The sequence below is a fragment of the Paenibacillus sp. MCAF9 genome (assembly GCF_052114265.1).
Classification (GTDB): Bacteria; Bacillota; Bacilli; order Paenibacillales; family Paenibacillaceae; genus Pristimantibacillus.
Genome location: NZ_JBFREL010000006.1, coordinates 359,932 through 383,224 on the forward strand (window position 1 = coordinate 359,932; position 23,293 = coordinate 383,224).

Consider the following 23,293-nt stretch of genomic DNA (forward strand, 5'->3'; position numbering starts at 1 on the left):
TTCGACAGCTAGTTGATCGGTTTATTCAAGATTGGATAATCTACAACGATTACGTTATCAAGCAGCCCGTCCAGCAAACCTACAAAATGCTGATGTGCAGGATGCGGACCGTAGTCGAGCAAAGACTGCTGATCCTTAAAGGTAACTCGCAAGCCCAGTGTGTAACCTTGAATATTATCCGTTTCTGTCGTTGCATTACAGCCTGCAGTCAATTCAATGATGCCTGGAACTTCTGTTTGCAAGGAATAAAGAGCGCTCAGCAGCTCTTGTTCTTTGGTGCTAGAAAGCTTCTCTTTAAACTTAAATGATACGAGATGCTCGTACATATTCGAGTAACTCCTTTCTTTTGTAAAATACGACGTTCTCCCTATCATATCATGGACTTCTATTCTATTGTTATCACGAATGTATTCACTGCCTTATGCTTACCTCGGCCATCGCTCATTAGCCGGGGGCATCTGAGGAAATGGGGCATGCGGCTCCATCTGATACCAATAGGCTACGGATGAGATGTCGTCGGAGCGTTCGAACAGCTTCGTATGGTCGTGACCGATTTGCTGAATCGTCACACGCAGATCATTTTTAAATCGAATCGGATCGGGCAGATGCCAGCGGTACATGCCGTGCATGGGTACATTATGACCATACCACGGGTCGACCTCCGTCGTTTCCTTGTAAAACTTATAGCCCAAATACGCCGTGGAATACGATTCGGGTTCGTTTGTCCGCGTATTGCTGAAACACCATGCGCCTCCCACATAGTCCTCCGTGCCCGTTCCACAAATCGTAGGCCAATCTTGATCGCCATCCATATAAAATTTGATCTCGCCTTCTCCCCACCAGTTCCGCTCGAGTGCGGCCCATGCAAGGTATGTGCCGATATATTGTCCTGCACCTTTGACATTATCCAGAATCGTATAGTCTTTGCCTATTTCTGTGACCTTCTCACGGCGCCACTGCGCGTGAAAATACGCTGCATTCTCTGGCAGCTCATCAACGAGCGAATAATTAAACGTATAGAAAAAACCATCTATGTTAGCGGCATGCTGATTTACAATCGTGATTTTCGCCGATTTCCGGAACGGCATTGGAATATAACAGTTCATGCCGCCCGTCGGAACGACAGCAATCGGAAGTGAATGAACGCTTGCTCGCACACCGAAGCCATTGCAGAAAAAATCACCGAGCGGAACGTCCACCGATGGGCTCGTCTCATCATCCCAGTACATGCGCAGAATAAGATCACGAAGCACGTATTGTGCCGCATGCCCTCTGCCCGTTTTGTCCGCGACAGTAATCCAGAAATGCTGAATGACTCCCGTCCCTTGGATATGGGCAAGCGTCACTTCTTCACCTTGACCCAGTGTTATGGCAGGCCTGCCTTTTCTTCCAATGCCCAAGTTGCTCGCTTCTTTACCGCCCTGCCCTTTCTCACCATTCACATTTTCTGCTGAAATGGATCGGGTACGCGCATTCGTGACGAGCGGAGCGGAGGATAAACCAAATCCTAGTCCGTGCTGCTGCAGCATAGTCCATCACCTCATGTATCAATTATTGTTTATTATCGAGCCTATTATATAATGATAGATATGATTATCCCTTACCTTTTATTGTTAAGTTGTTTATCATAAATTGCTGAGGTGATCGATATGCAGGTCGATAAACTGTCCCCCTATATTCGGGTGGCTATGGACAGTGTGCTGGAGCCTACGTGGAAGATGGATGAGCGGGTTATTTGGGATTATGAGCTGCTATACCTCATGGAGGGTCAAATGCTCGTAACCGTGGAGGATGTTGTCTATCACGGAAAGGCTGGAGACTGCTTCTTCTTTAAGCCCGGGCAAAGACACGCTATTCAAAATATTGGCGGAACGAGAGTTCGCCAGCCCCATGTTCATTTTGATCTGTATGTTCAGCCTGACAGCCAAGATGTTGGCGTTTCCTTTAAACCGCTCCATCAGATGAATACGAAGGAGAAGGGCTGGTTTCGTAATAATGAGCTATCCGCATCACCGTTTCTTATGCCTACTCATTTTCGCCTTGGAGATCCCTTTCCTTTGGAACAATCGCTTTTCGAATTGATTCGCGAATTCGAAACGAAACCTCCCATTTATGAGATCCGTATCAAAAGCTGTTTGCTGGCGATTTTGTCCCTCATAATGAGGGAGCAATATTGGGGAAGCAAAACGAAAAGTGATGGACAGCTGGGGCTGCTTACGGATGTTCGTTCATACATCGAGCATAATGTGCACCGCTGCATCAAGCTGGATGAGCTGTCTGAGCGATTCCATATAAGCAAATTCCATTTGATTCATTTGTTCAAAAACATGTTTCAGAAAACACCGATTCAATATCATCAGCAGATCCGTATAGAAAAAGCAAAAATGATGATTCAGTTTACTTATTTGCCGATGCAGGATATCGCTGAGCAGCTCGGCTATTCGAACATTCATGCTTTCAGCCGCGCATTCAAAGGGAGTGAAGGCTGCAGTCCTTCCAAGTACCGGCAGGAAAAATAAATAGAGGCTGCCCCTGAAGTAGAATAATCTACATTGGGGACAGCCTCCCTTCATTTTACATAGCCTTGTTCATAAACATAACTTATACGCGGTGAATATTGAATTCAAACGCCATCTCTTGATTTGCTGGAATGAGATATTCGTCATGGACTGGCGCACCCCAGCTGTCGTCACCGCCAACACCCATTTGTCTGCCGGCTACGGTAACTACCGTATAATGCACGTTCGGCAGCTCGTAGTGATGGCTGGCACTTTCAAGCTCAAATGCTGTATAAGGCGAAATATTGCATTCTACCGGCTGCGATGCAGGCGCTGAAATTCGAATGCCGCGACCATAATCATTCGTAATATTTACACGGCGAACGCCCGTGCGATTACCTGATTCTTGCGGCACGACATAGCCGGATACATTGTCTGCGGCATTGTTGCTGAACTCACAAAGCTTAGCGCCAAATGCCCGGTCAATGTAGTTCTCTTCCGGCCCCATGGCGTACCAATCCAAATGGCTATAATCTGCGGGAACCTTGAATGATAATGCGAATATTGGCAGCTTCGGCAGCCCTTCCGCTCCTTTGTAGCGGGATTTGACGTTCAAGCTGCCGTCTGCGAACACGGTGTACGCTACGGTGACAAGCACTTCCGAGCTAATGCTCAGCTTGTACTGGAAGGTAACGGTTGCACTTCCAGACTGCTCGGTAAGTTCAACTTGAGTACATTTGCGTGTCAGGCTTGCCGCAAACCATACGCCGGAATCGAAGCCGAGCGAGAAGCCTTTATCGTTATCCGTTGTTGCACGCCAGAATAATGGCGCCGGCGGGATAGCAATCATCTCTTTGCCCGCATAATTGACCGATGTGAGCGTGCCTGCCTGCTTCGAGAACATGATGCTGAAGTCGCGACCATGCATGCCAATGTTAACATCGCCTTCGACAACTCGAAGCGAATCTTCCGGATGCACGGCTTCCGCACGATTTTCCACTAAAAACACAAATTGTCCGAAGGAAATCTCATAGCCAGCTAGTGCCCATAAATGATCTTCTTTCAATGTGAGCGCAGCATGCAGTACATATTCCCCTTGCTCCGCTGCCTCAGGAAGCTCAAGCTTCACATATGATTCGCTTTGTGCAGCCACATCAACGGATAATGTACTGCGGAATATTTCTTTTCCTTCAAGATGGAGGCAAACAACTAAATCATATGCATCCGTACCCTCGAACAAATTCTCATTCTTAATCGTCACGCCATGGCGATCAGGAATAAGCTTCAAGTTCTGATAAAGAAATTTTACTTCCTGCATCTTCGGCGATTCCTTACGATCCGCATAAACAATACCATTCGTACAGAAGTTATAATCCGTCGCGCGATCATCGAAGTCTCCGCCGTAAGCAAGAAACTCTTTACCATAGCGGTCCTTCTTCACGATTACCTGGTCAATATAGTCCCAAATGAAGCCGCCTTGATACATCGGATACTTTTGTTCAAGCTCCGTGTATTTATGCATGCCGCCTACTGAGTTGCCCATAGCATGCATATATTCACAGCTAATATATGGCTTTTGCGGGTCATCGTTCAAATACTCTTCGATATCAGCGGGCTTAGCATACATTCGGCTCTCCATGTCGCTTGTGTCGTTATATTTGCGGTTATGGAATACACCTTCATAATGAACTAAACGGCTAGGGTCCGTCTCGCGGAAATAATTCGATACGTTCAAGAGCACCTCGCCTGCATAAGCTTCATTGCCCACTGACCAAATCAGAATAGATGGATGGTTCTTATCGCGTTCAACCATGGAAATCGCACGGTCCATCACGATAGGCTGCCATTCCGGCTTGTTTTCCGGGATGTTCCACGAAGGCTCAACCGCGCCCATTTTCTGCCACGAGCCATGCGTCTCCAGATTCATCTCATCGATGACATAGACGCCATAAATATCACATAGCTCATACCATAACGATTGATTCGGATAATGAGAGGTTCTCACCGCATTCAGATTGTTTCGCTTAAGCGTTGCAATATCCCAAAGCATATCTTCCTTCGAAATTGCTCTTCCCTTGCGGCTATTGAATTCATGGCGGTTTACGCCCTTAAATACGATACGCTTGCCGTTTAGATGCATGATTTTGTTGATCATTTCAAATTTGCGGAAGCCAACCCTCTGAGGAATCGCTTCAATGAGATGACCTGCTTGATCATAAGCGGTAATATAAAGCATATACAAATAAGGCTTTTCTGCACTCCAAGGGATTACTATACCTGCATCCAATGAAAGGGATAAGGATGGACCTTCGACCGAATCAGAGGAAACCGTCGCAACAGTTAAACCGTCTGCATCCTTTAGTTCCATCCTTATTCTCGATGGCTGCTGCCCTTCGAGTTTCAGATCTGCTTGAATACTGCCATTAGTATAGTCATCATTTAAATCTGCATGTACAAATAGATCACGGACGTGGATACTTGGAACGGAATACAAATAAACATCACGGAAAATGCCTGAGAAACGCCAGAAGTCCTGATCTTCCAGCCAGCTGCCTGTACTGCGCTGATAAACTTCAACCGCAAGCTTGTTTTCGCCATCCACCAAATAAGGAGATAAATCAAACTCCGCTGGCGTAAAGCTGTCCTCGCTGTATCCCACAAATTCACCGTTCAACCATACATAAAACGCTGACTCTACACCTTGAAACGAAATGTAGACTGGTTTTTGCTGCATATTAGCTGGTACCTTAAAATATTTAACGTAGCTGCCGACAGGGTTATGATCCTCCGGAATAGCTGGCGGACGAATATCATGATGACCGTCCCAAGGATACATCGTGTTTACATATTGCGGTTTGCCGTATCCCTGCATTTGGATATGTCCCGGCACGTTAATATCTCCCCAGCTATCGCAAACATAATCCAATTGGTAGAATCTCTCTGGACGATCCTCCGGTTTCACTGCATAGCTGAATTTCCAGCTTCCGTTTAGATCATAGCGAAGTGCCATTTGGTGATCAGCGGCTGCTTCCTCTATTGATTCGTAATAGCGATGATCAGAATGTGCTGGCAGCCGGTTCACAGCAAATACGCTTAAATCGGTAAGCCAATTTATCGTCGGTTTCATTTCATTCATTTTATTTTCCCCTTAAATGGATTTAAAAGCCAGGCGGGCTGCGGTGAAACAAGCAGCCCGCCTGACTTTGATTATGCTTATTTTACGGAACCCGTCATCCCTGCTACGAAATGCTTCTGCATTAGGAAGAATACAAGCGCAGTTGGAATCGTGGATATAACGATCGCTGTCATAATAATGCCGTAATCCGGTGAATAGCTCGATCCTAGATTGGATATGAGCATCGGAATTGTTTTCTTCTCCGGCGATTGCAATACAATGAGCGGCCATAAGTAGTTGTTCCAGCTTGACATGAAGGTAATGATTCCTGCTGCTGCATAGGTCGTTTTCATTGTAGGCATGAAGATACGGAAGAAAAGACTAATTTCGTTAAGCCCGTCAATTCGGCCCGCCTCCAGCAGCTCCCGCGGAAACATCTTCGTGTTCTGACGGAAGAAGAAAATAAGAAACGCTGTGGTAAAGGTCGGAAGGACTACACCAGACAACGTGTCTATGCCGAGAAAGGGAACAGCTTGCGATATGCCTGCAAACATTTGATACAACGGCACCATGATAGCCGCAAAAGGTATCATCATGGATAACAGCAAGATGTTAAATACAACATCCTTTGCCTTGCTCTTATAAATCTCAAAGCCATAACCAGCGAGCGAGGCAATAACCATGGCCAATATGGTTGTTGTGACCGATATTTTTGCCGAGTTCAACAATGCTGGAACAATATCTACCGTCTCAAATAACTGACTTAAATTTTCAAACAGCTGGCTGCCGGGAAGCAATCTTCCCTTCGTTACGTCAGCCGACTTATTCGTAGCGCTGATAATCATCCAAAGAAATGGAAAGATGGACACGAACGCAGCGACACTTAGAAAAATATAAACAAAGATGCGTTTTAATTTATCCATTTTTATCACCTGCCGCTTTAAACTGTACAAATGCCAATATGATGATCATGATTACGATGGAATACGACACGGTTGCAGCATAGCCGAAATCGGACGAATACTTGAATGACAAATTGTAAATATATTGCGAAATGGACATCGACGCATTGCCTGGTCCACCCTTCGTAATATTGACAACTTCATCAAACAGCTGCAAGGTTCCGATCGTAGAAGTAATGGATGTAAACAATATGATTGGTTTAAGCAATGGCACCGTAATGCCAAAAAACTGTCTCGTAGAGGAGGCGCCATCAATTTTTGCTGCCTCATAAATCGAGTGATCAATATTTTGAAGCGCGGACAAGTAGAAAATCATATTGTAGCCAGTCCAGCGCCATGTGATTGCAATGATAACTGTTATTTTCGCCCAGAAAGGGTCCGTGATCCATTGAATCGGTGTCGAGACCAAATGGAGATTAGTCAGCATTTTATTGACCAATCCGTCTGTAGCAAACAAGTATTTAAAAATAACGGAATAAGCAACGAGTGAGGTAACGGCCGGTAAAAATATTGCCGTACGGAAAAAACCTTTAAATTTCAGCTTGCTGTCATTTAGCAATACAGAAATAAACATAGCCAAAACAATCATAACGGGTACTTGAATAATCAAATAAATAAATGTGTTTTTAACGGCAGTCAAAAACGTTTTATCGCTGAATAGCCGAACGTAGTTATCAAATCCTGTAAATGATAGATTCATACCTTTACCGGATTTAAACGATAAAATGAGCGCTTGAATCATCGGATAGAAATAGAATGCCGCAATCATAATGACGGCTAGAATAACGAACATCCATCCAGTTAAGTTGGCTCTCGTGCGAATACTCACGCCAGGCCTCGCTGCTTTCACGTTAGCCTAACCCCTTTCTTTACGGAAAAAATAAAACCTTTAGACTCCTCCAGCTCCTGCTGCCGGAAGCCGAACATGCGAATCAGGAGTAGGAGAAGCCCCAGGTTTTATTCACTTGCCGTATGCTCTGATTTATTTAACTTGCGTTTCTGCTTGTGCTTGAGCATCGCTTAACACTTTATCGATTGTTTTGCCGCCTAAGAAATTTTGCATTTCTACAACGAGAATATCTTCAATCGCGTACGTGTGCATGCCGTAGTTCACTTTTGGAATTTTTTCTGTCCATTTAGCGAAATCTTCAATGACCTTTTGTCCGCCGAAAAATTCATCCGCTTGCTTGTACGCATCGCCAGCAGCTGCTGCTTTAAGTGTTCCGATTGCGCCAATCTCTGTTACAAGCTTCTGATAAAGATCTACATCCGAACCAAATGTTTGTTTCAAAAATTCTGCCGCTGCTTCTTTGCCGTCAACGTTCATGACATACCATGAGCTGCCGCCAAGGTTAGAAGCATTTACGGAATTCGGGTTGTTCGTTAGTTTAGGGAATGGCACGACTGCCCATTTGCCGGACTGTGATGCTTCAGCCTTAACGGAAGCTGTAATCCAGTTGCCGGTAGGGATCGTTGCTACATCACCGCTATTGAATCCACCAACAAATTGGCTCCAGTCAGAAATAACCTTTACGATGTCAGCGTTCATAATTTCTTTGTATGTTTCAAAAGCTTCCTTAAGCGCTTCGTTGCCTGCTAAGTTAGGTGTAGTACCGTCTTCCTTCAAGTACCATGAACCAGCAGATTGGATCATCATGCGAATGAGTCCAAGGTCATTCGGATCTTGTGTAAGAAGTGCTTTGCCTGTTTTGGCTTTCACAGCTTTACCGATCTCGATAAACTTCTTCCAGTCAATATCTTGAAGGTCAGCTAGCTTATAGCCTGCTTCTTCTAAGTAGTCTTTTCTTACGTACAAGCCCGCAGCGCCCGTATCAAATGGTACGCCGTATTGCTTGCCATCTAGGCTAGTTGGCCCGATTTTGTAATCGGCAAAATCGCCTGGCTTAATGAAATCTGTTAATTCGAAAAATGCTTCTGGGTAAGCTTGCAAGAAGCTTTGTGCACGGTAATCTTCAATCAACACGATTGTTGGCAAGCTTTTTGTTGTACCTGCGTTCAAACCAGCATTCAATTTTTGAATAATATCCGCTTGTGCATTTTCAACGATGTTTACTTTTAAAGTGGAATCCGGATTTTTTGCTTTGTAGGCTTCGCTTGCGCGCTCCATAGCACCGATGTTAAAAGCTTTATCCCACGCCCATACTGTAATTTCCTTCGTCCCCTCAGCAGGTTTACCGCCATTGTTAGGAACATTGTTTTCTTTACTAGAACATGCGGTCAGCAGAACGAAGCTGGCCAACATAATTGCAAGTAGTTTTTTCAATTCATTCAACCCCTTGGATACTTATTTGAAAGCGTTTGCCGGCTAACGATTTTAATTATATCAACTCGATAAATTGACCCGTTAGCAATATATTTGTGTGCTTTTGTCATTCTATTGTTACCTTTCCAAGCGTTATTATGTAATTGTGATTTATTTTGTTTATTGGTATTTTTTTTAGGAGGATTTGAGCGGTAGCCTAATTTTCACCCGTGTTCCCTCACCGATATCACTCACAATTTCAACGCCAAATTCCTCTCCATAGAGCAATACGATCCGATCTTGAACGTTTCGAATGCCAATTCCAGAGAAAAAATGGCTGCCGCTGCTCGAGCTGTTGTCCTGATTTTCATGGTCATAATCCTTCATGCCAACCCCATTGTCGACAACTTCAATCACTAATGCATTTTCCTCGCGCGAGAAAAGCACATAAATATGTCCATCGTTTCGCTCTTGGAAGGCGTGAAAGAAGGCATTTTCAATAAACGGCTGGATGATGAGCTTCGGTAAATGATACCCATAACAATCATTCGAAACAAAATAATTGACGACAATTTGCTCGCCGTAACGAACATGGTTAATGAAAACATAATGTTTTAAATTAACGAGCTCTTGCGCTACGCTGATTGTCTCGCTGATGTTGCTTACTGTATTTTGCAAAAGTGAAATAAGTGAATTGATCGTGGCTGCTGCTTTTTCCTTGTTGCCCTGCTGCACTAATATTTTGACGGATGCTAATGTGTTATAAAGAAAATGTGGATTAATTTGCATTTGCAGCGCTGAAAGCTCTGCATTGCGCTGGTCCTTCTGCGTCTGAATCAGCTGCTTAATATAATCATTTAGTTCATCCAACATATAGTTGTAAGCATTTCCGAGCTGCTTAATCTCATAGCTGCCTGTGACGTTAATATAATTATCGAAGGGATTGGCCGTAATACGCGACATTTGTCTAGCGAGCATCGTCAACGATTTCGTCAATCTTCTTGATATAAGAAATACGATAATAAGTGCACTGAAAACAATGGCAATGCAAATAAGCGCGACAGTCTTAAAATCAACCATCTCGCTGAGCACTGCTTGCTTGTCGATTAAATTAACGAGATAAAAATCATAAACAGGCAGATATTGAGAGAGCACCAAGTTGCTTTTCCCCATCACGCTTACATCTTTATAATCTAATTTTTGCTCGTCAATTTCTTTAGCGTAACCGAGCAGAGCGTCTTCTTGTTTTCCTATAAGCTCATGACGATTGCTCGAAACGACCAAACCAGATCGATCCAAAATAACGACATCATTGCCTCTGCTTGTGAAGCTTGAATAAAACCGTTTAAATTCACTTTCCTTTATTGCAAAATAAACAATGCCGTATTTTTTCGCGCTCGTCTTTTCCATAAGTGCCCTGGATGCAACGATAATCGGATCTTCTGCTGACGTATCAGCCATGTTCTCAATATCCAACTGATAGATTAACCGCTTTGGCGCGACTAGCGTATTCTCGGTTAAGCGGCTATTTCTTAGCTTCTCCAAGGAACTCGGCCAATAATAGCTGTCTGTCGAATGGCTTTTGCCATTAATCCCTGTGATCGTAATGGTGACGGGGTATGCAGCGACATTGGACTGAATCCGTTTCATTTGCATACTGGCCTCATAATAACTGCTAACCGACGAAATAGCGTTTTTATCCGGCTTTGTGAGGAAACCTTTTATCGAACCGTTTTGCAGCACATTATTGGAGGCGGTGACGATCGAATAGTTGAAGGATTCAAAGTTCGCTTTAATTTGATTGATGATTTTGGAATTTGTAATGCTGAAGGTATTCATGAACAGCTTCTCTGACATTTGTATCATGACGGTAGAGGTAAGCAGCGACACGGCAATGATGCTGACAAGCGTCACCGTAAACATTTTTATAAATAGGCCGTGATATTTAAATTTGTCCAAAAAAACTCTCATAACCTAATCCCTCTTCTTGCCCATGTATTGTTTTCTATAATGACTAGGCGACAGACCCGTCAGCTTCTTAAATACTTTCGTGAAATAACTGTGATCTGAGTAACCAACCATGCCGCTAATTTCAGAAATGGACGCTGCGTCTTGCTGCAGCAGCTCAGCCGCTTTCTCCACTCTGATTTTATTCAAATATTCACTAAAGCCTTCTTTATTATGCGCTGTGAAATAACTAGACAAATACGATGGATTAAAATGAAAATGCTTGGCGATCTCCGTCAGACTAAGCGGCTCAGCATAGTTCTCCCGAATAAATTGCAGCAGCAGCGTCATATTCGGGTTGCTGCTTGCTGCTCCTCTCACCTGAACCACGTCATTCACTTCGTTAATAAATGCTTGTAAGAGCGCAGCTGCCTCGTTGACATGAGAAGATTCACCAATGGATTTGAAATAGGCATACTTCGTTTCATCTAGCTTTTTCATCGCTGGGTCAAGGCGACCCAATAAAATCGTTATATTGAAAATCACATTGCCTAAAAAGGACTTAAACTCGAAAACATCGGTTTTATATTGGCTTGAACGACTATTCACATAATTGAGCAGCTCGTCAAACGCTTCATCGAATTGCCGTCTGTTCAAAAGCTCAGTAAATTGATTCATGTTGAAGACATCAATTTCATCCGAGGTTTTTGGAAGTTCGCCATGTACGATTAAACGATTGGTGGGCGGAAGAAAGTAACGGTAGGCGTTTAATTTCAGAAAACTGTTCTTGTAGTTCGAACCAAGCTGCCTCAAATCATCAAATGCCTCACCGATCGTCCAACCAATCTCTTTCAACCGCTCTCCCGACCAAGCAGCAAGCTCTCTGCCTGCTCTTACCAAGCTATGCTGCTCGCTTTGATCTATATTGACGAGTAGTGTTGCCATATTATGTTCTACCGGAAGTGCAAAATAAATCGCCTGCGGACATTCGCTGCTGAGTACCGCTTTCATTTTGTCGAGCCAATAGGAATCATCATATCTTTCCCTGCTCATGCTGTTCAGAGACTTCAAATCTACCCCAATCAGCCGATAGCTGTTATGAGGAAATGCTTCTGCAAGGACGTGGTCATCCACATCGATTTCGTAACCGGATATTAGCTTCTCAACAATATGTTTAACGGATAAAGCCTCGTTAGTTGATTCCACTAGCTTCAGTGATGGAATTTTTTGCGCCGTTCGTTTCACCGTGTCTAATAGCTGAATAGCTTCAAGCTTAGGTTTTAAAATATAATCGACTACGCCGCTTTGAAAGGTCGATCTCACATAATCAAACTCGCCATAACTGCTCAATATGATCACTTCAATCTCTGGATATCTTGCCTTTATTGCACGAGTTAACTCTTCTCCGCCCATAACTGGCATAACGATATCAGTGATCACAATATGAGGCTCGACGCGCTCAATCAGCTCAAGCGCCTCTTTTCCATTTGATGCCTCCCCCACAATCTGGAAGCCCTCCTGTTCCCAATTCAACAGATGCTTAATTCCCTGCCTGACTAATAGTTCGTCATCTACAATAACAACACGACATGAAATTTCCATTCGTAAACCTCCGCCATCCCCGTCATTTTTTTCTGTCAAATAAGAAGGCAATCATTCATAATAGCTGCGAATAACAATATCTTGGTCATAATTCCCGAAGCCTTTTCCATAAAGAGTGAGACCGCCGCGGCCCTGCGACGTATCGTCCGCACTTATACGGAATGTCCACTGCGAACGATTCCATGATACATCATCAATCGTCATATCAGAAATTTGCTGACCATCGATAAAGGAACCTTTTTTATTTATTCGAAGCACCTTTAATAGGCCATACTGATTAACGTCAGAATGCCACCAATCTGGTGAATATCGGCCTCTCATCCGGCCAAAGTCGCCAGGACTCGTCCACATGCCAAGCTTTTGCTCATTCAGAGTAAATTGAATATCTGACGGCCAATTCTCATTGACATAGGGTGCCTCTGATCCAATTTCAAATGATATTTCAATTTCCTGTACGACCTGATCCTTAAATAAATAATTAGGAATTTTGTATTCAACAAAACCTCTAGTGAACCATAAAATCCCTGCTTGAACACGCTCAGGATCCATAAAATAAGTGGGCATATCATAATGCCCGATCATCTTTTCCGTCGATGCAATGCCGCAGGTCGGTGCAGCTTCAATATCCGTATAATGTCCAACCGGTATGGACACTTCCTTATATTTTCTAGAACTCTCTGCATATTTAGACAGTTTAACTTGGAGATACTCTGCCGACAAGGAGCAATATTTATATGTGCCTCCATTTATTCTGCGCATTCTATAACTAACGAGGCCAGCATTTTGCAGCTTGTTGACATGGGTGCTTACAATTGCGCTGCTCAAATACAGCTCTGCAGCAAGCTCCTTTATATGCATCTCTTTGTTGTTCAGCAAATCAATAATTTGCAAGCGCACTTCGCTCGCAAGCGCTTCGTATACACGCAGCGACGCTGCATCGGTTGATAAATACATGTGAAACTCACCCGCTTTTACAATTAGTAATTTAGTTAATCCTAAAGCAATTCACAACAATCGTATTGAATGTATTTATTTATTATGATAAATATTAGATATTAAATCAACAAATATGAATTAGTTAATACATTAATTCAACTAGGAGGAGAATTATTTATGTCTATGAAATCTACGATGCATATTGATAAAAATTTCACACTTTCCGCAGTCGACCCACGGCTCTATGGATCATTCATTGAACACTTAGGCAGAGCAGTATATGGCGGAATTTACGAGCCCGGCCACCCTACCGCAGATGAAAACGGCTTCCGCGGCGATGCGTTGGAGGCCATTCGCTCTTTGAATGTGCCAATTATACGTTATCCAGGAGGAAATTTTGTATCCGGCTATAATTGGGAGGATGGCGTCGGGCCTAAATCCGAGCGCAAACGTCTTCTTGATCTTGCATGGTGGACAACAGAAACGAATGAAGTAGGAACAAACGAATTTGCAGATTGGGCGAAGCTTGTCGGCTCAGAAGTGATGATGGCTGTAAATCTTGGAACACGCGGCATTGATGCGGCTAGAAACCTTGTTGAATATTGCAACCATCCATCAGGGTCTTACTACAGCGATCTTCGCATTTCACATGGCTATAAAGAGCCTCATAAATTTAAAACCTGGTGCTTAGGGAATGAGATGGACGGACCTTGGCAAATCGGGGCAAAAACTGCTGTGGAATATGGAAGACTCGCGAATGAAACGGCCAAAGCAATGCGCTGGGTCGATCCATCCATCGAGCTTGTTGCTTGTGGCAGCTCATCCAGCGGCATGAGCACTTTCGCGGAGTGGGAAGCAACCGTGCTTGACCTTACCTATGATCAAGTGGACTTCCTATCGCTTCATACGTATTACAACAATAACGAAAACGATTCCTCCAACTTCTTGGCAAAATCGCTTGATATGGATCAGTTCATTTACAGCGTAACAGCCATTTGCGATTATATGAAGGCAAAGAAACGGAGCAAGAAAAAGCTAATGCTCTCGCTTGATGAGTGGAATGTATGGAACTCGATCGGCTCAAGCCGAGCAGAAGAGCTTTGGCAAGTAGCTCCACCTGAATTCGAGGATGTGTATACACTTGAGGATGCACTGGCTGTAGGCTGTTTCCTAATTACGCTGCTCAAACACGCGGACCGCGTAAAAATGGCATGTATCGCTCAACTGATTAATGTCATCGCGCCAATAATGACAGAGACCGGCGGGCCATTATGGCTGCAAACGACCTATTATCCTTATCTTCACGCTTCCGTTTATGGAAGAGGAACCGTGCTTCATCCGATAATTTCATCACCGAAATACGATTCCAAGGATTTCACTGACGTGCCTTTTTTAGAAGCAATCAGCGTTTTCAATGAGGAGCTAGGAGAAATTACTATTTTCGCCGTCAATCGTCATTTATCCGAAGCACTTGAGCTTGATGTAGATGTTCGCAGCTTCGGCGATGTAAGCATTATCGAGCATATCGTTCTGGAGCATGATGACTTGAAAGCAAATAATACAAAAACGAACCCAAGCAACGTCGTACCTCATAACCGCGGCACTGCCAAAGCTGATAATGGAAACGTTAAAGCGTTGCTCGGCAAAGCATCTTGGAACGTGATCAGACTTCAAACTAACAGAGGTTAATTGTGCCTCTCAGAATGATAGAAAGCATACTAAAAAACCGCCGAAGCTATAGCTTCAGCGGTTTTTTCTAGTTCTATTGAATATGAAGCATTCGCATGCGCATAGCTCCAGCTGGCGTCTCAACCGATATAATATCTTCTATACGGCTCATCAGCAGCTGTCTTCCGACAGGAGAGAGGAACGAAATGTTATTCTGCTCCGGATCTGCGTCATGGGGATAAACAATTTTGAACGTATCTGAGGTAGCGTCATCCAAATAAGAAATGGTAACCTCGCAGCCTATAAATACGGTTGATGGCAATCGCTCATCCGATGATTTCAGCTCTTTCTCGACAAACTGTACATATTCGGTAATAAATTGATAGATTTGCTTTCGCTCTGACTCCTGTTTGGGCGCATGCGCATCAAGAAAAGCTTGCTTCTCTTCACCCAAAACTACGAGCTGAAGCCTTAGCTGATCTCTAAGGGTATCTAAGGGAAGACTATGGTTCATAGTATACTTCACCCCCTAAAGACGTATTGCGCAGCGGCAAGGTTTGGACGATGGTTCGCATCATTTGCTGCTTCCTCCTTATAAAAATATAGGCCTCTAAGAGTAGAGGCCTTGCTCCCATATTATCAGACTTCAATCAGAAGTCCAATCTCTAGTTTTTTTTGATCGAACCATTGAATTAACCTAGCGCTTCTCTATCCTCATTTGTCTCGCAAGGCAGTAGCACAAGCATTGTATAAGGGAGTTTCATATTGTATAGAAGACTACTAGGAAAGGAGCTGACAATATTGTCTTGCAGACCATTTTGTCCGACAGTCCGGGTATATGATCCTCCAGTAACGGTTACCAGAGATGTTTTCCATCCACAAATCGTAGAGGTAGTTCACCAAGTAAACGTTGTTACACGTCATCACTGTGTTCCTTGTGAAAAACACCTTTATGAATATTGCTATGTTGATGAAAATCAAGTAGGTGGCGAACAAGAAAACAGATCAAACCGTTCGCATAAACGCAATAAAAGCGAGAGATCCTATATTTCGAGAGCAAAAAAGAAACAATCAAAAAAATAGTTAAAAAGCAAAGGGGCTGTCCCATAAGCATCAAGCTCGCTGAGGAATAGCTCGCTTTGAACGGGAGTATTGGTAGCAGTACAGCAGAGCTATTCCTGTACTGCTTTTTTCTATTCTGGTCTATAACCCGACCTCCAGACTTACCTTCGGTAAGCTGCGAAGCAGAAACGCCGGAATCCTTGGTTATTCTTTATCTGCCCTAAAATACTTTCGGATTCAATCATTCGTCTTACCGACAGCGAATATCCTTCCTCGCAGCTCAGTTTTTCCCTTGCTTGCTGCTTGTAGCGCATAATAACTCAGACTGACCATATCCAGCATCAGCGATGATCGTCGTATGATTGTAATGTGCGCGATCCGATAGTCGAGAGTAAATAAGTGTAAATGTACACCTGTTTTTAACAAACAAGATTGGAATGTTGCAAATAGGTGTACTAATACCTCTAATTGATTAGATTTGAAGAAAATTTTGAGACAGCCCCTTTGTTCACTTTTACATAGAAATGGCGTATTTAAGGTGTTGTAGCATCATCGTTTGTTATGGCATCATCCGTCGTATCAGGGGTGTTATTGGCGTCGTCTTCAATCACGTTGCTATTGCCATTGTTATTAGCATCCTTATCATTATTGCAAGCGGAAGCGGTGAAAATAACAACGATACTCATCATCGTTATCAAAAGCAATTTATTAAGTTTTTTTGTAGGTTTATTCATGCTTAGTGCTCCCTTCAGCTTCGTTGTATGATTATTCTTAAACAATACTTACCCCCGCAGGAAATAATTGAATCAACAAAAAAAGACCGGAATCGGTCTCTTTTCTTTGAATTCGCCTATGAAAACGATATAGAGTCAATAAAAAGATCCTTTGCGCATCTCCGTAAAATGAAATAATCCAGATCGATGATTCGATTCTCTTACCTTGTTGATCATTTCGCACAAGCTTACCATCGTATCCGTATCTCTTGTTGATGAAGCGATCTGATACAGCGTGTTAAAGCTTCCTAAAGCATTCTCTTTATTAACTGCCCCGCTCTTCAAATTACTTAACACTCGTTCGCTCTCACTGTTAATGAACCAAACTATCCGCTTTCTGAAATTCGAATTAGTCATGAGCAACCCTCCGCTGTCAATAAAATAGCACCTGTTTAGTATAGCTTCATGAATAATAAAACGTTGTCGAAGTAAGAAGTCGAAAAAAAATATTTCACAACAAAAATCCCGCTCCTTCACGGTTAGTGAGAAGAGCAGGAATATTGTCATGCAACTATAAGCATATATTCGTTCTAAATGATGTATGGATTCGCTACCATTTGTTCAGCTTTTGCAACAGCATCTTCTAACATCATTCCTACAAAATTTTGCGCATGAAAGAATCTACCGCTTTTCTTATCATCTACAAAGGCACCAACTGCAATACCAGGAATAACCGTGTCTACTGAGCTAGGTGCATGAGGACCTCCCAGGTCCGTTCTGCACCAGCCTGGATCTGTTATATTAATCATGACGTTGGTTCCTTCCAGTCTCGAAGCCAAATCTTTCGTGAATTTATCAAGAGCAGCTTTACTTGCAGCATAACCTGCCTGCTCCGGCTCATTTTTAATACCGCTTGTCGTATTAATGACACGTCCGAATCCGCGTTCAATCATCTTAGGAATTAAGCGGTGACAGATTGTTGCTATTGAAATGAAGTTAATACGGAAGCTCATCTCAAAATCTTCAATCGGTGTTTCCCAGTAATTGGTACGGTAGGCGATTTGAACTGCAGCATTGTTGAAAACGATATCTACAGCCGTATCCTTAGCTTCGATTTCATTAAGCATAGCAACTACTTCTTCATGATTAGCCAGCTCCGCTTGGACGCAATACGCTTCTACACCAAGTGCCTTAACCTCTTGTTCCACCACTTTTGTATGTTCAATATTTCGACTATGCAAAATCAAATTACAGCCTTGTTTCGCCATAAAAATTGCCGTCTGGTAACCTACACCTCTGCTCGCACCTGTAATTAGCGCCCATTTCCCATTTACGTTAACCATGAATAACTCTCCTTCAAACTAAAATAATTATATAAATTTATAACTGACAAAAGCGAGCTCGCGGCTATCCGGCGACCAAGAGTTCACATTGATTGTGCCCTGACCGCCAAATAATTCAGCAATGACAGCATGTGGTCCGCCTTTGCTTGGCATTAGACGAATTTCAACATCTTTATTGGCAGGATGATCGTTCGGATCAACATCACCCTTGCGGTAAGTAATATAAGCAACGGATTCACCATCGGGAGACACATGTGGAAACCAATTATTGCTCTCATCAAATGTCATTTGAGTCTGCTCGCTTCCATCAACGTTCATGCGCCATAATTGCATCAAGCCAGTTCTTGTCGAATTGAACCAAATATGTAGGCCGTCCGGCGAATATTCCGGTCCATCATCCAGACCAGGCGTATCGGTCAGCTGTGCTTCGATCCCGCCGTGAGCCGGTATCGTATAAATGTTGTACTGACCATTCCTTTCTGCACAGTAAGCGAGCGAGGCGCCGTCAGGAGACCAGCCGTGCAAATAGCTTGGCGCTAACGGTGTAATTAGGGCAGGCAAACCTTCAGATAGTGAGAATATATAAATTCGTGATTTTCCATCCTCCTGCGTGTGATGGCTTACCGCTAATTGCGTATTGTCAGGTGATAAAACATGATCATTGTTGCAATGATTGGCATACCCCGATTCGATCAGCTTGCTTTCCCCAGTTGCTAGCTCAAAGGTGTATAGCAAACCTCCGCTGTTATAAATAAGATGGTTGCCGTCTTTGGTCCAGTTTGGCGCTTCAATTAAATGATTGAATTCAGCCAAAACTTTGCGTTCGCCAGTTTTCACATCGATCTTTTCAAGCATGCTGACTAATGTGCGCTTTTCATTATTTTTGGATTCTTGTGCAGCTTCCATCTCATATCAACCGCCTTATATAAGTATAATTTCCAAAATCCGCATTCACTTGTATCACGGCATCTCTTTTGTGAACGCGTGTTTATACATACTAAAAAATAAATCCTATTATTTAAATAGGACTTATTTCTATGTTGTTTTGATCATTATGAACACGCGTTAACAGGTACATCATACACAAAACGTGAAATCGCTGTCAATCCTTTTTACTCTCAAACGCCTTATTTCATTACATCATCTTTCACTTGTGTCTTCTTATATTCCAAATAACGCATAATGGCCACAAGCAAATTCAAAACACCCATTGCCATCATACTGTATATCGGCCATAAGTCTTGGAAAGTAGGCATATGAACGCCGTTGCCAACAGGTCCGGTTTTGGGCTGACTCGCATCCCATAGCGCGTACCAAAGTAAACACACTGACATTACGATTATAAAAACACATGTGACAATGTAAATTACATGCCTAGTCATACCGTTATTTTCTCGCCTGGTTTGAGCACTTTTCCTTTAATCCCTCTTTCTTGCAGCTGCTGCACGAAGCTTTCAGCCTCTTGGCGAATAACAGGAAAAGTATTGTAATGAACAGGCACAACCAGCTTCGCGTTATACCATATTGCCGCTTGCAGCGCATCATCTATCCCCATCGTATAATGATCGCCAATCGGAATAAAAGCGATATCGATTGAATGACGGTCACCAATCATTTTCATATCGCCAAATAAAGCGGTATCGCCTGCATGAAGAACATTTAGTTGTTCCATATTTACAATGTAACCGGCAGGCATGCCGCCGTACAAAATGGTTTTGTCCTCTTCGACAACGATCCCCGAGGAATGGAACGCTTGTACCATTTTAGCTTTGGCAAATCCCAAATCTAACGTTCCGCCAATGTTCATGCCGATCGTTTTCACGCCTTTCCATGACATATAAGCCGCGAGCTCCGGGTTCGCCACAACAGGAGCATCATTGTTTAATGCAATCTGATCCGCATCTAAAATATGGTCCATATGAGCATGAGTGAGGAGAACGGCATCCGTCTTTATCTCCTCCGCTTTCGTAGTGGCAAGCGGATTGCCTCTCAGAAAGGGATCGATAATAAGCGATTTGTCCCCCGCGATCAATTGAATACAAGAGTGTCCATGATAAATAATATCCATAAAAACATCATCCTCCTTCGTTTTAGTTGAAAGCTTGGGCTGGCTGTATGTCTCATTATATCGTTATTCTTTTACGCGTGCGATCACTCGTGCAATGGATGAGTCCGCTTGAATAAGGAGCGGCAGCGCTATAATTTCAAAAGCTTGAATGCCAATCAGCCGCTTTACATTCGCTAAATTTTCTATAATAAAAATATTGCTGCCAAACAAGCTTTTATGAATGGAAAAAGGATAGCGATCAGGCGAAGGGGTATCTAAACCGATCATTTTCACCTTTTTTCGAATAAGCAATTCAACAAAATCGGCGGTCAACACCGGATAATCGCTGAAATAATAAGGTTTCCCATAAAAATCGCCGTGCCCAGTATGTAAAATAACGATCTGTCCCTCATGAATACGTGTTTCGTACTCTTCTTTGTAATCGACTACTGCAGCCCCAGTTACATCCAGCAGTACGCCATCTCCAACAAATTGCTCAACTGAGGTTTCTGTCATATATTTCTGAATGTCCAATAAGTGCATCGGGCCGTCGATATGAGTGCCTGCATGCATATTAATCGATAATTGGTGGTTATTGTACCCATCACTTTGAAAATGACTGCTTTGCACCAGAGTCGTCTCTGTGTGCCCCGGAAATACCGGCATCCCGTCATGAATCATATGCGTCAAGTCTATGATCATACTGCCACATCCTCCTGCATGAATTGTCTTTATCTTACATAAAAACTATATCATATCAGTGTTGTTTACGAAAATGGGCTGTAGCGGCAGGATGAGAAAAAATCCAAATTGGACTTGGAGTAGAATTGAATTGATTTAGAACAAGCAACGAGGAGAGTGAAGCATAAGTTTGAGGTTTATTGTTATTAGGTTAAATTGAAGTTCGCAGGTGTGAAGCTTTAATGCCCAGCGATATTTTCATAACCAATTGTTTCAATTGCTTCTGCTGGAGCACGGCTTCCTTAACAAAAAAAGCTTCATCCCGAATCAATGCTGCAAGTGTATCCATCGCTGCTTTGGCTGCAAGGAACTCATCTTCAAGCAAATAATAAGCCGCTTGATAGGCATATGTTTCATGCTGCTTCAGGATGGATGCTTTCCATTGCAGCTCACCATTTCTTATTAATGTTGTATTCACAGCAACTATTCACCCTCCTGAAGTACCTATTCCACGCGTTGTATGGATAAATTAACTATACACAACACCTTACCATCCACCTAGTACCATGTTTCTGTAGTACTTGACAAACGTGAAGGAAGATTAAAAAAAGGATGGCCCCTTCACATAAGGAGCCATCCGCTGAAAATCTATTATGCGTTAAGCCAAAGGCACCCGCTTAGCTAAGCTTTCAAACTTAATCAAATGCGTGTTTACTTGTGATTGAATGCCTTGTAAATATTTAAGTGTCGCTTTGTTCTGTTTCACCAAAGAAGGGTTTTCGTTGAATGCGACAGCGTAATGCTTCATCACTTTACCCTTCATAAATTGAATGGTTGAGAATGTACCATTTTTCCATGCTTCCTTCATCTTCACATTCGTACCGATCACTTGAAGATTCATCGCTGTATCTTTGTAGTTAAAGCTATATGCTGGTTCATCTTTCACATGCAATACGGAATATCCTGCTGTGAATTTGTCATTCGTAAACTGACCGAATTGAATCTTATGTGATTGTACACTGCCATCCGAGCTGATAATCTTCGTATTCAATGAACCATTGCCTGCTTTAAGATCGTTTTTCCAAGCGCCATCGTATGTAATTTCTGTGCCTTCGCTTGTAGATCTGCTCACAAATTTACCAAACCCGCTTCGTTTGCCGTCCACCCAATCACCTGAATACGTTTTTGTTTGGTACCAGGACATTGTTCCCTTTCCATGCGGTTTACCGTTTTTCAATTGTCCGTAATAAACGACGTTTTTTGAAATTTCAAGATACTCTTTTTTGACAGCGGCTTCTGCGGTGGCTCCTCCACTTGCTCCTGCAATAACAACGACTACCAGAAACAAACTTAGCATAAGTGAACACATTTTTTTCATTGAACATCACTACCCCATTCTTTGTTTGTTTAAATTCATTCTATTAGGCTAATACACACCCTATGCGAATTTGAAACATTTCCCAAAAATGAGGTTCTTTTTAAATGGATTTCTACTGAGCAGCATCCCTATCCTCAGTAATAATCGCATAGATCGCATGGTCTTCCCAAACGCCATTAATTTTTAAATATTTGGTGGAAAGTCCTTCGTATCTAAAGCCAGCTTTCGTAAGCACTCGAACCGATGGCAAGTTTCTTGGCATGACTCCTGCTTGAATACGATGCAAGCCGATTTGATTAAACGCAAAATTGACACATAATGATACGGCTTCAGTCGCATAACCTTTGCCGTTATGCTCTTGATCAAGGAAGTAACCCAGATACGCATTTTGAAAAGGGCCTCGTGCGATGCCTGATAATTCGATTCTCCCTATAAGCTTATTCGACTCGTTAAGAAATACGCCAAACACAAAACCTTGATCGTTAGCCGCAGCTTGCAGGCTTGATTCAATCATTTTTTTCTGTTCTTCGATCGTAAAATAATGCTCTGGCCTTATAGGCTCAAATGGCTGAAAAAAATAAAAATTCCTTCGTCTAATTGCAAGCAGCTCTTCGGTATCCTTTATTTCTAATGGAGACAGATATATTTTCTCACCTTCCACAAACCATCACTCCTAAGCTTTTTATTTGTGTATGAAATGCAATTTTCCGCAACAATGCAATACTCATTATACTCATCTTTATGAGCATTGTAATTTTTTCGAAAAATCAGTTTTTAAACTTGCATACATTTACAATTTACAAACCATAATAACCTTACATCCCATGAAGGAGTGATAAAACATGAGCAGAAGAAGTTCGAATACTTTAGTCGTACCGCAAGCAAGACAAGCCATTTCACAATTGAAAACAGAGGCAGCACAGCAATTAGGTGTACAGTTCTCGCAAGATGGTTACAACGGTAACTTATCGACTCGTGATGCAGGCTCAATCGGTGGATATATTACGAAGAAGCTCGTCCAAATTGCTGAACAACAATTAGGTCAACGCAACTTCTAAACAACAGCCAAAAGGCCCTC

The 23,293-nt window shown here is 42.8% G+C and carries 23 protein-coding genes and 1 pseudogene; 3 read left to right on the plus strand and 21 right to left on the minus strand.

Features of this window, described 5'->3' with window-relative positions:
• Nucleotides 1–8: 8 nt before the first annotated feature.
• Together AB4Z45_RS13845 and AB4Z45_RS13850 are read right to left on the minus strand one after the other, a co-directional pair.
• Nucleotides 9–326, minus strand: a complete 318-nt coding sequence (locus tag AB4Z45_RS13845) for a Dabb family protein (RefSeq protein WP_083682390.1) — start codon at nucleotides 324–326, stop codon at nucleotides 9–11.
• Nucleotides 327–425: 99 nt separating this feature from the next.
• Nucleotides 426–1,529 carry a glycoside hydrolase family 172 protein gene (locus AB4Z45_RS13850; protein ID WP_441909892.1) on the minus strand — a complete coding sequence of 368 codons (1,104 nt, stop codon included), beginning with the start codon at nucleotides 1,527–1,529 and terminating at the stop codon, nucleotides 426–428.
• Between the two features lie 120 nt (nucleotides 1,530–1,649).
• Here AB4Z45_RS13850 and AB4Z45_RS13855 point away from each other — a divergent pair, with 120 nt between their 5' ends.
• Nucleotides 1,650–2,519: a helix-turn-helix domain-containing protein gene (locus AB4Z45_RS13855; protein WP_441909894.1), complete on the plus strand. Its 870-nt coding sequence runs from the start codon at nucleotides 1,650–1,652 to the stop codon at nucleotides 2,517–2,519.
• 82 nt (nucleotides 2,520–2,601) lie between these two features.
• On the opposite strand, the gene AB4Z45_RS13860 is transcribed toward AB4Z45_RS13855, so the two are convergent.
• The 7 genes from AB4Z45_RS13860 to AB4Z45_RS13890 form a co-directional block, all read right to left on the minus strand.
• Nucleotides 2,602–5,634: a glycoside hydrolase family 2 TIM barrel-domain containing protein gene (locus tag AB4Z45_RS13860; protein ID WP_441909895.1), complete on the minus strand. Its 3,033-nt coding sequence runs from the start codon at nucleotides 5,632–5,634 to the stop codon at nucleotides 2,602–2,604.
• A gap of 77 nt (nucleotides 5,635–5,711) precedes the next feature.
• A complete protein-coding gene (locus tag AB4Z45_RS13865) occupies nucleotides 5,712–6,536 on the minus strand; it encodes a carbohydrate ABC transporter permease (protein WP_076270107.1) in 825 nt (274 codons plus the stop codon).
• On the minus strand, nucleotides 6,529–7,368 hold the full coding sequence (locus AB4Z45_RS13870; protein ID WP_372239025.1) for a carbohydrate ABC transporter permease: 840 nt from the start codon (nucleotides 7,366–7,368) through the stop codon (nucleotides 6,529–6,531). Before AB4Z45_RS13870 ends, AB4Z45_RS13865 begins: the two co-directional genes overlap by 8 nt.
• A 189-nt stretch (nucleotides 7,369–7,557) precedes the next feature.
• Complete coding sequence (locus tag AB4Z45_RS13875) at nucleotides 7,558–8,859, minus strand: ABC transporter substrate-binding protein (RefSeq protein WP_339208504.1); 1,302 nt, start codon at nucleotides 8,857–8,859, stop codon at nucleotides 7,558–7,560.
• A 174-nt stretch (nucleotides 8,860–9,033) separates the two neighbouring features.
• A complete protein-coding gene (locus AB4Z45_RS13880) occupies nucleotides 9,034–10,809 on the minus strand; it encodes a sensor histidine kinase (protein ID WP_441909896.1) in 1,776 nt (591 codons plus the stop codon).
• Between the two features lie 3 nt (nucleotides 10,810–10,812).
• The gene (locus tag AB4Z45_RS13885) at nucleotides 10,813–12,387 is read right to left on the minus strand and encodes a response regulator transcription factor (RefSeq protein ID WP_441909898.1); all 1,575 of its coding nucleotides are present in this window, start codon (nucleotides 12,385–12,387) and stop codon (nucleotides 10,813–10,815) included.
• A 51-nt stretch (nucleotides 12,388–12,438) separates the two neighbouring features.
• Nucleotides 12,439–13,341, minus strand: coding sequence for an ArsR/SmtB family transcription factor (locus AB4Z45_RS13890; RefSeq protein WP_441909899.1), 903 nt, complete (start codon nucleotides 13,339–13,341; stop codon nucleotides 12,439–12,441).
• A 159-nt stretch (nucleotides 13,342–13,500) separates the two neighbouring features.
• Between AB4Z45_RS13890 and arfA the strand changes: the two genes are divergently transcribed.
• Complete coding sequence (gene arfA, locus AB4Z45_RS13895) at nucleotides 13,501–15,012, plus strand: arabinosylfuranosidase ArfA (RefSeq protein WP_441909900.1); 1,512 nt, start codon at nucleotides 13,501–13,503, stop codon at nucleotides 15,010–15,012.
• A 73-nt stretch (nucleotides 15,013–15,085) separates the two neighbouring features.
• Here arfA and AB4Z45_RS13900 read toward each other — a convergent pair whose 3' ends face one another.
• The 12 genes and pseudogenes from AB4Z45_RS13900 to AB4Z45_RS13955 all read right to left on the minus strand — a co-directional run bounded on the left by AB4Z45_RS13900 (nucleotide 15,086) and on the right by AB4Z45_RS13955 (nucleotide 22,876).
• Nucleotides 15,086–15,505: a GreA/GreB family elongation factor gene (locus AB4Z45_RS13900; protein WP_076270114.1), complete on the minus strand. Its 420-nt coding sequence runs from the start codon at nucleotides 15,503–15,505 to the stop codon at nucleotides 15,086–15,088.
• A 689-nt stretch (nucleotides 15,506–16,194) separates the two neighbouring features.
• Nucleotides 16,195–16,367 (minus strand): annotated as a pseudogene (locus AB4Z45_RS13905) (transposase); the annotation flags it as partial.
• A gap of 219 nt (nucleotides 16,368–16,586) precedes the next feature.
• Complete coding sequence (locus tag AB4Z45_RS13910) at nucleotides 16,587–16,832, minus strand: hypothetical protein (RefSeq protein ID WP_441909901.1); 246 nt, start codon at nucleotides 16,830–16,832, stop codon at nucleotides 16,587–16,589.
• Nucleotides 16,833–16,922: 90 nt separating this feature from the next.
• A complete protein-coding gene (locus AB4Z45_RS13915; RefSeq protein ID WP_441909902.1) occupies nucleotides 16,923–17,183 on the minus strand; it encodes a hypothetical protein in 261 nt (86 codons plus the stop codon).
• Between the two features lie 173 nt (nucleotides 17,184–17,356).
• A complete protein-coding gene (locus AB4Z45_RS13920; protein WP_441909903.1) occupies nucleotides 17,357–18,109 on the minus strand; it encodes an SDR family NAD(P)-dependent oxidoreductase in 753 nt (250 codons plus the stop codon).
• Between the two features lie 27 nt (nucleotides 18,110–18,136).
• On the minus strand, nucleotides 18,137–19,015 hold the full coding sequence (locus tag AB4Z45_RS13925; protein ID WP_441909905.1) for a TolB family protein: 879 nt from the start codon (nucleotides 19,013–19,015) through the stop codon (nucleotides 18,137–18,139).
• Nucleotides 19,016–19,236: 221 nt separating this feature from the next.
• Nucleotides 19,237–19,443, minus strand: a complete 207-nt coding sequence (locus tag AB4Z45_RS13930; protein ID WP_441909906.1) for a hypothetical protein — start codon at nucleotides 19,441–19,443, stop codon at nucleotides 19,237–19,239.
• Between the two features lie 44 nt (nucleotides 19,444–19,487).
• On the minus strand, nucleotides 19,488–20,177 hold the full coding sequence (locus tag AB4Z45_RS13935; protein WP_441909907.1) for a metal-dependent hydrolase: 690 nt from the start codon (nucleotides 20,175–20,177) through the stop codon (nucleotides 19,488–19,490).
• A gap of 63 nt (nucleotides 20,178–20,240) precedes the next feature.
• On the minus strand, nucleotides 20,241–20,858 hold the full coding sequence (locus AB4Z45_RS13940; RefSeq protein ID WP_441909908.1) for a cyclase family protein: 618 nt from the start codon (nucleotides 20,856–20,858) through the stop codon (nucleotides 20,241–20,243).
• Between the two features lie 190 nt (nucleotides 20,859–21,048).
• Nucleotides 21,049–21,315, minus strand: a complete 267-nt coding sequence (locus AB4Z45_RS13945) for a hypothetical protein (RefSeq protein ID WP_441909909.1) — start codon at nucleotides 21,313–21,315, stop codon at nucleotides 21,049–21,051.
• 180 nt (nucleotides 21,316–21,495) lie between these two features.
• On the minus strand, nucleotides 21,496–22,215 hold the full coding sequence (locus AB4Z45_RS13950) for a hypothetical protein (protein WP_441909910.1): 720 nt from the start codon (nucleotides 22,213–22,215) through the stop codon (nucleotides 21,496–21,498).
• Nucleotides 22,216–22,327: 112 nt separating this feature from the next.
• The gene (locus tag AB4Z45_RS13955) at nucleotides 22,328–22,876 is read right to left on the minus strand and encodes a GNAT family N-acetyltransferase (RefSeq protein ID WP_441909911.1); all 549 of its coding nucleotides are present in this window, start codon (nucleotides 22,874–22,876) and stop codon (nucleotides 22,328–22,330) included.
• A 181-nt stretch (nucleotides 22,877–23,057) separates the two neighbouring features.
• Between AB4Z45_RS13955 and AB4Z45_RS13960 the strand changes: the two genes are divergently transcribed.
• Complete coding sequence (locus AB4Z45_RS13960; RefSeq protein ID WP_076270125.1) at nucleotides 23,058–23,273, plus strand: alpha/beta-type small acid-soluble spore protein; 216 nt, start codon at nucleotides 23,058–23,060, stop codon at nucleotides 23,271–23,273.
• Nucleotides 23,274–23,293: the final 20 nt, after the last annotated feature.

Coding starts and splice junctions, on each gene's coding strand:
- arfA (WP_441909900.1), top strand. CDS start 13,501: ATGTCTATGAAATCTACGATGCATATTGATAAAAATTTCACACTTTCC.
- AB4Z45_RS13935 (WP_441909907.1), bottom strand. CDS start 20,177: ATGGATATTATTTATCATGGACACTCTTGTATTCAATTGATCGCGGGG.
- AB4Z45_RS13925 (WP_441909905.1), bottom strand. CDS start 19,015: ATGGAAGCTGCACAAGAATCCAAAAATAATGAAAAGCGCACATTAGTC.
- AB4Z45_RS13865 (WP_076270107.1), bottom strand. CDS start 6,536: ATGGATAAATTAAAACGCATCTTTGTTTATATTTTTCTAAGTGTCGCT.
- AB4Z45_RS13915 (WP_441909902.1), bottom strand. CDS start 17,183: ATGACTAATTCGAATTTCAGAAAGCGGATAGTTTGGTTCATTAACAGT.
- AB4Z45_RS13885 (WP_441909898.1), bottom strand. CDS start 12,387: ATGGAAATTTCATGTCGTGTTGTTATTGTAGATGACGAACTATTAGTC.
- AB4Z45_RS13960 (WP_076270125.1), top strand. CDS start 23,058: ATGAGCAGAAGAAGTTCGAATACTTTAGTCGTACCGCAAGCAAGACAA.
- AB4Z45_RS13860 (WP_441909895.1), bottom strand. CDS start 5,634: ATGAATGAAATGAAACCGACGATAAATTGGCTTACCGATTTAAGCGTA.
- AB4Z45_RS13855 (WP_441909894.1), top strand. CDS start 1,650: ATGCAGGTCGATAAACTGTCCCCCTATATTCGGGTGGCTATGGACAGT.
- AB4Z45_RS13890 (WP_441909899.1), bottom strand. CDS start 13,341: ATGTATTTATCAACCGATGCAGCGTCGCTGCGTGTATACGAAGCGCTT.
- AB4Z45_RS13930 (WP_441909906.1), bottom strand. CDS start 19,443: ATGTCAGTGTGTTTACTTTGGTACGCGCTATGGGATGCGAGTCAGCCC.
- AB4Z45_RS13950 (WP_441909910.1), bottom strand. CDS start 22,215: ATGAAAAAAATGTGTTCACTTATGCTAAGTTTGTTTCTGGTAGTCGTT.
- AB4Z45_RS13880 (WP_441909896.1), bottom strand. CDS start 10,809: ATGAGAGTTTTTTTGGACAAATTTAAATATCACGGCCTATTTATAAAA.
- AB4Z45_RS13850 (WP_441909892.1), bottom strand. CDS start 1,529: ATGCTGCAGCAGCACGGACTAGGATTTGGTTTATCCTCCGCTCCGCTC.
- AB4Z45_RS13870 (WP_372239025.1), bottom strand. CDS start 7,368: ATGTTCGTTATTCTAGCCGTCATTATGATTGCGGCATTCTATTTCTAT.
- AB4Z45_RS13900 (WP_076270114.1), bottom strand. CDS start 15,505: ATGAACCATAGTCTTCCCTTAGATACCCTTAGAGATCAGCTAAGGCTT.
- AB4Z45_RS13940 (WP_441909908.1), bottom strand. CDS start 20,858: ATGATCATAGACTTGACGCATATGATTCATGACGGGATGCCGGTATTT.
- AB4Z45_RS13920 (WP_441909903.1), bottom strand. CDS start 18,109: ATGGTTAACGTAAATGGGAAATGGGCGCTAATTACAGGTGCGAGCAGA.
- AB4Z45_RS13845 (WP_083682390.1), bottom strand. CDS start 326: ATGTACGAGCATCTCGTATCATTTAAGTTTAAAGAGAAGCTTTCTAGC.